Below are 729 nucleotides of genomic sequence, written 5' to 3' on the forward strand. Positions count from 1 at the left end.
AGGTGCTCTTCATCTTCTCGTTCCATTTGAGGGATGATCTCCTTTTCAAGCAGTTCGTTATATAGCTGGTTCGATTTTTCTATCAATCCTTTGTTATATTTCTCTACGGATTTTCTCCAGACAAACGTGAACTTGTTAGCGTTTGCTTCAATCTTTGTACCATCAATAAAGATTGCCTCTTGGTCAATGAGTTTTTCTTGGACCAACTGACAGCGGAATTGTACGAAACATTGACGGATTAATTCGCTCACCTCTGGCTGCACACGAAATCGATTGATTGTGCGGTAGCTTGGTTGATAGCCCTGGGCCAGCCACATTATCCGGACACTATCGTATAAGAGTCCTTCAATTTTTCGACCTGAAAAAACAGACTGGGAGTAAGCACAAAGGATGATTTTCATCATCATGCGGGGATGATAGGCAGGGCAACCCGTATTTCGAAGAAATACTTTAAACGCTTCGTCAGGGATGCTTTCAACTAAATGGTGAATATGGAAGGCAATATCGTTTTCTTGTAATTTTACTTCTAAATCTAAAGGCAATACCACTTGATTCATGTTATAATCTTTAAACATAAGGACACTTCTTTCTGTTGGATTTGGTGTGGTAACTTAATTTTATCAGAAAGTGTCCTTTGTTTATGACAAAAAATATAAAGCCGGTGAAATTTTACTTATTGTAAAATTTCATCGGCTTTTTCATTTAAGAGGATGGTTTTGTCCCAGTCTC

At 38.3% G+C, this 729-nt stretch carries 1 protein-coding gene; it reads right to left on the reverse strand.

The genetic code is table 11. The features are described from left to right. The coding region (locus HF876_RS18730; protein ID WP_169361562.1) for a transposase at positions 1 to 575 on the reverse strand (575 nt) is incomplete at its 3' end. Between the last annotated feature and the right edge of the window lie 154 nt (positions 576 to 729).

Source organism: Psychrobacillus sp. BL-248-WT-3, assembly GCF_012843435.1.
In the GTDB taxonomy this organism is placed as follows: domain Bacteria; phylum Bacillota; class Bacilli; order Bacillales_A; family Planococcaceae; genus Psychrobacillus.